This is a genomic window from Protofrankia symbiont of Coriaria ruscifolia (genome assembly GCF_900634745.1).
Lineage (GTDB): Bacteria > Actinomycetota > Actinomycetes > Frankiales > Frankiaceae > Protofrankia > Protofrankia californiensis.
This window is the reverse complement of sequence record NZ_CAAAFR010000167.1, coordinates 11,496-18,543: the sequence shown is the minus strand read 5'-3', so window position 1 is coordinate 18,543 and position 7,048 is coordinate 11,496. Positions and strand designations below refer to the sequence as shown.

Genomic DNA, 7,048 nt, shown 5'->3' with positions numbered 1-7,048 from the left:
CGCTCTGGACAGCGTGGCCGTGACCTCCACCAAGTCCATGACCGGGCACCTGCTGGGTGCCGCCGGGGCCGTCGAGGCCGTGATATCCGTCCTCGCATTGCGGGACCGGACCGTGCCGGCCACCCGTAACCTCGACGCCCTCGACGACGACATCGATCTCGACGTGGTCTCCATCGACAACCGTTCCATTCCCTCCGGCGCAGCCCTGTCGAACTCGTTCGGTTTCGGTGGGCACGACGTCTGTCTCGCCTTCACCCCCTGAAACCCGCTTCCACCCCCCGAAAACAGCGAACCCGCCGACGGCCATTCGAAGAAACGAGATCGTATCTCTGTCGTGTAGATCGCCTGCCCACCGGGTTGCTTTCAAGGTGGGTCCGTCGCCGGAAGCAGAGCAACCGGCTCGGTTCAATGGGAGGCCCAGACGTGCCGGACCCGGGCGAGCACCGCGTCTCGAGAGTTCTCCTGACTTCACCACTCCCACCCGACCCCGGGCAGCCGGACGGAGAAGTTGAAAGGTTTCCCCTGTCGCCGGTGCAGCATGCGATGCTGCTGCACAGCATCAGCGCTCCCGGCGAAGGCGTCTACATTCTACAGAAGCTGCTCACCCTGCATGAGAAGATGAATCAGGCGGTGTTCGAGCAGGCGTTGCGAGAGCTCTCCGACTGGCATCCGGCGCTGCGGACCACCCTCCAGGTGGAGCATCCGGACGGCCCGATCCAGGTTGTACACGAAAACGTTAACATCACATTGCACAAGCAGGGCTGGCGGCAGTTGGACGCGGCTGCACAGCAGCACGGCCTGCGTCAGTACCTCGTGGAGGACAGACCCGGACGTCGCGGTGGCGGAGTCGTTGGCAGGCAGCAAGATCGGCCCAGGCCCGGAGCCGCACCCAGGCCCAGGACGAGGCGTATGAGAAATACCACGGTGTGGGCCAGGGCGCCGCGCCGAAAGAGCCGAAAGAGCCGAAAGAGCCGATGCTGCGCCACCGGGTCGAGGCGGCCGAGGGCCGCGAGAGACACACGGTCCTCATCGACTTCATCCAACGTGAGGTCGCCGAGATGCTCGGGTTGGACGACCCACAGGCCGTGGACCCGGACCAGAGCCTCTTCGACGCCGGGCTGGACTCCCTGAATCTGATCGAGGTTGCGGCAAAGCTGAGCGCGGAGCTGGAGCAGGACGTCCGCGCCTCGGTGTTCGCCGAGCACCCGACCATTCGGGCATACGTAGAGAATTTTGCTGCGGAACTGGCTCCGGGCGGCGCGGCGACGCTTCTCGACGTGTCCGGCAACTGGCGAGCCCGGCCGTGGCCGTGGGGCTCCTGACACGGTGCCGGTGCTCCGGTGTGACCCGGCTCGTCGTGCATCTACGCGTGCTGCCCGTTGGGATGCGGCTCGAACGCCTGCCCGTTCCGGCGCTAGGACATCACGTTCCGCAGACGGTCGGCGTCGGCATCGTCGAGAGCGAGGTGCCGGCGTGCCGCCTGCATGCTGACCAGTTGGTAGCTGGCCGTGGCCGTGGCCATCGTGTCGCCGTCCAGACTGAGGATTTCGGCGGTGGCATGGGTGAGCCTGTTGCCCGGCTTCCCCTCGTCCTGGGTTCGCAGCCGGGCGACGCAGTCATATGTCGTCCCGATGAGCAGCGGCAGGATGTAGCGCACCTTCATGGTGGTGGTGAACGCCGTCAGCCCGGTCCGCAGCACGATCAGGTTGCCCATGATCTCGTCGCACACCACCCCGGTCAGGCCGCCGTGCACGACCCCCGGGTACGACTCGTGTGCCCGTCCGAAGCGGAAGCGGGCCTGCACCCCCTCCGGATGGGTCCGGAACTGCAGCTGAAGCCCCTGCTCGTTGTGCGGAGAACAGCCGAAACAGCGATAGTCCGACACCACTGACCAGGGAACCGCGATCGCCTCGCCGGGATGTTCGTCGGCGGGAAACTCCCCCGGGGGGCGGCTGTCATGAGGGGCCGTCGTGTGGGGGAGTGTCATGCCGGCACCTCGGCTGTGGCCCGCTGGTTCCCGGAGTTCCCGGAGTTCCCGGAGTGACGGGAGATGTCGAAAACGAGTACGTTCTGGCTGGTGTCGGCGGTTGGCATCCCGCAGTCTCCCTGCTCTCGATCGACCCGATCGCCTTTTTCTAGTCGAAGCCGTGGAGCAGAGTACCAGGAGTCGTCCGACACTATCGGTCGATAGTATGTTCGGATGGGCGGCCGTGGCGCTCCAGCGTCGGCCGGCGGCTGCGATTCATTGCGCCCTTCGGTGCAATTGGACAAAAATTAACCCCGTCGTCGTCGGCGATCTTCCGGATCACGGGATATGGCGGTGTGACCCGCCGGTGGCTCGCTATGACGAGCGCAGTTTGTATGCGTTTTCTCGTGTTTTCTGCGAGAACCCGAGTTGTACGCGCCCGTGGTTGGAACGTGGCAGCGGGTGTTGTGTGCGGGGAGACCAAGGGGCTTACCCCGCCCTGTTGTCGGCCTCCGCCGTGCTGCCCGCCTCCTGCTGGTCGATCGGTCGCTGGCCGATCGCTCCGAGCGGGTCCGCGGCCGCCGGCGGCACGGTATTGTTCGCGGCCGCGGATGGCACGGTAGTGTTCCCGACCCGGGCGGAGGCGTCCTCCTGGGCCAGTCGGCGCATCGCGGCCATCACCCGGTCGCCGAGTGTGGTCCAGATGGCCACGGTTTCGAGCATGCCTTCAAGGTCGGTCCGGCGGCGGATCAGGCTCAGCTCGCAGGCGGCGAGGTGTTCCGCCGCCTGCGCGTAGTCGTCCAGCACCGCGGTGAAGTCCTCCTGGCCCAGTCCGTGCAGCGCCGCGAGCAATTCCGCGAGGTCGTGGCGGGCCGGGCTGGTGGATTTGATCTGCCATCCACGCCGATTGATCATCTCGTCGGCCTCGCGTGACGCCTCGGTATCAGGCCCGTCGCCGGCACGGCCCTCCTGCTGCGAAGTCAGGGCGTACTGCACCTTGCCCAAGGTGTCGTGCGTGGTTCCGCCAGGTGAGTCGATCTTCGCCAGCACCTCGCGGGTGGCTGCGATGGACAGGCCACCGACGTCGACAAGTGCCCGAACCAGCCGGAGCCGCCGGACGTGTGAGTCGTCGTACTGCACCTGGTTCCAGTTGGTTCGTTCGCCGGGTGGCAGCAGGTCCTCACGTACGTAGTACTTGATCGTCGGGATGGGCACGCCGGTATGGCGGCTCAGTTCCGCGATACGCATGGTGGCCCTGCACCTCCGAACCAGGGACTTGCGCTCGCCGCCGTCCGCGTGTAATCGTAGCTGCCAGATATTGATAGCTAAAGTATCAATAGTCATCGTTTCATCATGGGCCGATACTGCCAGACCATCCGTACCGATCACTCGACCGGGGTCGAGCCCCCTGCCACGAAGGTGCGCCAGAACAGGAGAACGGCATGACGGCAGTACCGACGAGCGCCGCGACCAGTCGGCGCTCGATGATCGGAACACTTGCCGGGCTGACCGGTACGGCCGCCCTCGGCCTGACAGCCCCGGCCCATGTCGAGCCTGCGTCGCAGGGGGTGCCGCAGGCCGCACAGCCACCCCGCTTTGCCGGTAGGACGGTCGTCATCACCGGGGCCACCTCCGGAATCGGCCGGGCCACCGCAAAGGCATTCGCCGCCGAAGGCGCCCAGGTCGGGTTCTGCGGACGCAGGGAGAACCTCGGCCGGCAGGTCGAGCAGGAAATCCGCCAGACCGGTGGCAAGGCCGTGTACGTAAAGGCCGACGTCCGGGTACCGGCGCAGGTGCAGTCCTTTGTCGACCGGGTCGCCGCGACGTACGGAGGTCTCGACATCGCCTTCAACAACGCCGGCATCGAGTTCTCCAAGCCGCTCCACGAAACCGGCGTCGAAGAATGGGACGACATCACCGCCACGAACAGTCGAGGGGTGTTCCTGGCGATCAAATACGAGATCCCGCACATGATCAGGGCCGGGCGTGGTGTGATCATCTGCATGTCCTCGTCCGGGGCGGAGAGGGCTCGCCCCGGGCACGCGGGCTACACCGCCAGCAAGCGCGCGGTCGAAGGCATGGTGAAGTCCGCCGCGCTCGACTACGGCTCGAAGGGCATCCGGATCAATGCCCTGCTCCCCGGCACCACCGACACCCCGCTGGTGCGTCCACCGGGTCTCGACGACGCGGTCTGGGAGCAGTTCAAGAAGGCATGGGGACCACTGAACATCGGCGGACTGCAACGGATGGCCGAACCCGAGGAGATCGCCCGCGTTGTGCTGGCGCTGGCATCCGACGAGTTCAGCTACATGACGGGCTCTTCGGTACTCGTCGACGGAGGTGCCACCGCGGGAGGTAGGAGCATCATGCCCGCGGGGGCCGCGCCGCCGAACTGACTTCTCCACCGGCTGTCGTGCCCCGGACGCCACGCACAGTACATAGGTCCATTTCCCGTGACGCGCTGCAATTGCTGTTGAGAGAAAACTGCTGTTGGGTTGAGAAGGCGTACGGACTTCTTCTCGGAAGTCGGTACGGGTATGAACGGATCATCGGCCAAGAACACCGGAGTGTGGAACCGCTATGAGTCGCTGGACCGCTGACGATATTCCCGATCAGACTGGCAGGACCTTCATTGTGACCGGGGCCAACAGCGGGCTTGGTTACATCACAACCCGAGAGCTGGCGCGCCATGGTGCCCATGTCATCATGGCCGTCCGCAACGAAGCCAGGGGTGAGGAGGCGCTGGAGAAACTGCGTGCGGGGCAACCGGAGGCACGTCTGGAGGTGCGCCGTCTCGACCTTTCGGACCTGGAGTCGGTCAGCACCTTTGCCAAGGGTGTCATCGCGGACGGGATACCCGTCGACGTACTGGTGAACAATGCGGGGATCATGATGCCGCCGCGATCGCTCACCGCACAGGGCTTCGAGGTGCAGTTCGGCGTCAATCACCTCGCGCACTTCGCACTCACCGGACTGCTCCTGGACGTATTGGCGGCCGGTAGTGGCGGGCGTGTCGTCACAGTCAGTTCCGCCCTGCACAAAAACGGCTCCATCCACTGGGACAACCTCAACGGCGAACGCAGGTATTTCCCGGTCACGTTCTATGCCCAGTCGAAGTTCGCCAACATCCTTTTCGGGTTGGAACTGGACCGCCGGCTGCGGGAGGGCGCGGCGCCGGTACGAAGCCTCATGGCCCACCCGGGCTATGCGGCTACGAACCTGCAGTCCGCCGGGCCGACCGGACTGCTGAACCTGGTACTGAAAATCACCAACCGGTTCATCGCCAAGGATGCCGGGACAGGGGCACTGAGCCAGTTGTATGCTGCCACTCATCCGGACGCCGAAGGCGGCCAGTTCATCGGTCCCGGTGAACGCGGTGAATCCAAGGGTTATCCCACGGTTGTCCAACCCGTCAAAACAGCCCTGGACCCTGACGCCGCCGAACGGCTCTGGCGTCTCTCCGAAGAACTCACTGGAGCCCGGTATCATTTCGCTCCCGCTAAATGATCTTTGCTTGAAGCGGGCTCAGAGGACCAAAGGCGGAGCGATCATGCGTCTGGCGTCCGGGGTCCGGACGCCGATCCGGCAGGTCCGGAAGGCCCAGGCCTGCGGGACCTGAGCGGATCCGATGGCTCTACGTCGTCCGATGCCTGATGTCGAAAGGTCGAAAGCAGCGGTGGTGACGCGTCGGCCAGCAGCTCCGCGTCCACAAGAGCGAGACAGAGGCGGGTGCATGCGGACCGCCGCGCTTCGGTCGGGCCCCTTGACCGAAGGTCACACTGAGTTCCCGCTCGGTGCGAATCAAGTTGTTTGCGTTGTGGCTCGGCTCGGGACGCTGTCTCCCGGCTCGGGTAGGAGGCGCGCCTGGGGACGATCAGCAGTCCGCCCCTCCGGCGGCCCCTCCGCCGGTGGTTCGCCCTCTTGCGGTTCGTCCTGGCGTCCGATATGTTCTTCTCGAATCGAGAAAATCTCTAGTTGAGAAGAACTGGTGTCAGCATGCCGATGCCCAGGAGGGAGCGGTTGATGGACCCGGTGGAGTCCCGGTTCCCGCCGACGTCCGGTGTGCCAGGTGGCTGCCGGCCGGGAGCCGTCCCGGTGGAGGGGCCGGGGGGTGTTCCAGCGGAGGAGGGGCGCTGGCTCGCCTCGTACGACCCTCGTGTCTATGACCTGATTGCGGTTACCGTCGACGTCGTTGCGTTGACGATCCGTAATCGAACGGATGTGCTGGAAGCCGGTGGCCGGGTGGACCGGCGCGTCCTGCACGTCCTGCTGGTGCGTCGTGGCGAAATGCCGTATGCGGGTCGCTGGTCCCTGCCCGGAGGTTTCGTCCGTACGCGCATCGCCCAGGACGGCACCCGCCACGAGGAGGACCTCCCGCAGGCCGCCGTCCGTGAACTGGCGGAGGAGACCGGGCTCGCCGCGTCGGGCGCCACCGTCACCACCCCGTACGAGCTGGGGCGGGTCCACCTCGAGCAGCTCGGCACATACGGCGCACCCGGGCGCGACCCGCGCATGCGTGTGGTCTCCGTCGCCCACCTGGTCTTCGCTCCGGACCTGCCCGATCCCACCGCCGGTGGTGACGCCGGTGCGGCCGCCTGGGTCCCGGCCGACGCGGTCGACACGATCGACCCGCACGGACTGGCGTTCGACCACGCCCGCATCCTCGCCGACGGCTTCGAGCGAGCCCGATCCAAACTTGAGTACACGTCGCTGGCAACTGCGTTCGCCGGCGAGCAGTTCACCGTCACCGAACTCCGCGAGGTCTACGAGGCCGTGTGGGGAGAATCCCTGCACCCCGGAAATTTCCACCGGAAGGTGCTGTCCACCCCCGGTTTCGTCGAGGACACCGGTGCCGCCACCGTCCGCGGCGGGGCCCGTGGCGGACGCCGCGCCCGGCTTTACCGCGCCGGCACCGCCCGCCTGCTGCACCCGGCACTGCTGCGCCCCGCACGGGAGCAGAGCGCATGACAAACACGACAGGCATGACAGCAGGCGCCACGGGCATGACCCACACGCCGGACGCGCCGGGCCCGGTGCCGCCGCCCGCCCCGACCACGATCGATGAAGCCGTGGAATTCATCC

The 7,048-nt window shown here is 66.2% G+C and carries 6 protein-coding genes and 2 pseudogenes; 6 read left to right on the top strand and 2 right to left on the bottom strand.

Annotated features, from left to right (window positions below):
- The 3 genes and pseudogenes from CV1CTNOD_RS18475 to CV1CTNOD_RS18465 form a co-directional block, all read left to right on the top strand.
- Positions 1-262: pseudogene (locus tag CV1CTNOD_RS18475) on the top strand (beta-ketoacyl-ACP synthase); the annotation flags it as partial.
- A 146-nt stretch (positions 263-408) separates the two neighbouring features.
- Positions 409-753: pseudogene (locus CV1CTNOD_RS28430) on the top strand (condensation domain-containing protein); the annotation flags it as partial.
- A gap of 221 nt (positions 754-974) precedes the next feature.
- Positions 975-1,322: an acyl carrier protein gene (locus CV1CTNOD_RS18465; protein ID WP_131787271.1), complete on the top strand. Its 348-nt coding sequence runs from the start codon at positions 975-977 to the stop codon at positions 1,320-1,322.
- A gap of 92 nt (positions 1,323-1,414) precedes the next feature.
- On the opposite strand, the gene CV1CTNOD_RS18460 is transcribed toward CV1CTNOD_RS18465, so the two are convergent.
- Together CV1CTNOD_RS18460 and CV1CTNOD_RS18455 are read right to left on the bottom strand one after the other, a co-directional pair.
- Positions 1,415-1,987, bottom strand: a complete 573-nt coding sequence (locus CV1CTNOD_RS18460) for a PaaI family thioesterase (RefSeq protein ID WP_131787270.1) — start codon at positions 1,985-1,987, stop codon at positions 1,415-1,417.
- A gap of 468 nt (positions 1,988-2,455) precedes the next feature.
- Positions 2,456-3,214 carry a MerR family transcriptional regulator gene (locus CV1CTNOD_RS18455; RefSeq protein ID WP_131787269.1) on the bottom strand — a complete coding sequence of 253 codons (759 nt, stop codon included), beginning with the start codon at positions 3,212-3,214 and terminating at the stop codon, positions 2,456-2,458.
- Positions 3,215-3,408: 194 nt separating this feature from the next.
- Between CV1CTNOD_RS18455 and CV1CTNOD_RS18450 the strand changes: the two genes are divergently transcribed.
- From CV1CTNOD_RS18450 to CV1CTNOD_RS18440, 3 genes are all read left to right on the top strand, one after another.
- Entirely contained in the window at positions 3,409-4,362 is a 954-nt protein-coding gene (locus CV1CTNOD_RS18450) for an SDR family NAD(P)-dependent oxidoreductase (protein WP_131787268.1), read from the top strand.
- 184 nt (positions 4,363-4,546) lie between these two features.
- Entirely contained in the window at positions 4,547-5,473 is a 927-nt protein-coding gene (locus tag CV1CTNOD_RS18445) for an oxidoreductase (protein WP_131787267.1), read from the top strand.
- Between the two features lie 489 nt (positions 5,474-5,962).
- Positions 5,963-6,934 (top strand): NUDIX hydrolase, encoded by a 972-nt coding sequence (locus tag CV1CTNOD_RS18440; RefSeq protein WP_242606814.1) that lies wholly within the window; start codon positions 5,963-5,965, stop codon positions 6,932-6,934.
- The last annotated feature ends 114 nt before the right edge of the window (positions 6,935-7,048 follow it).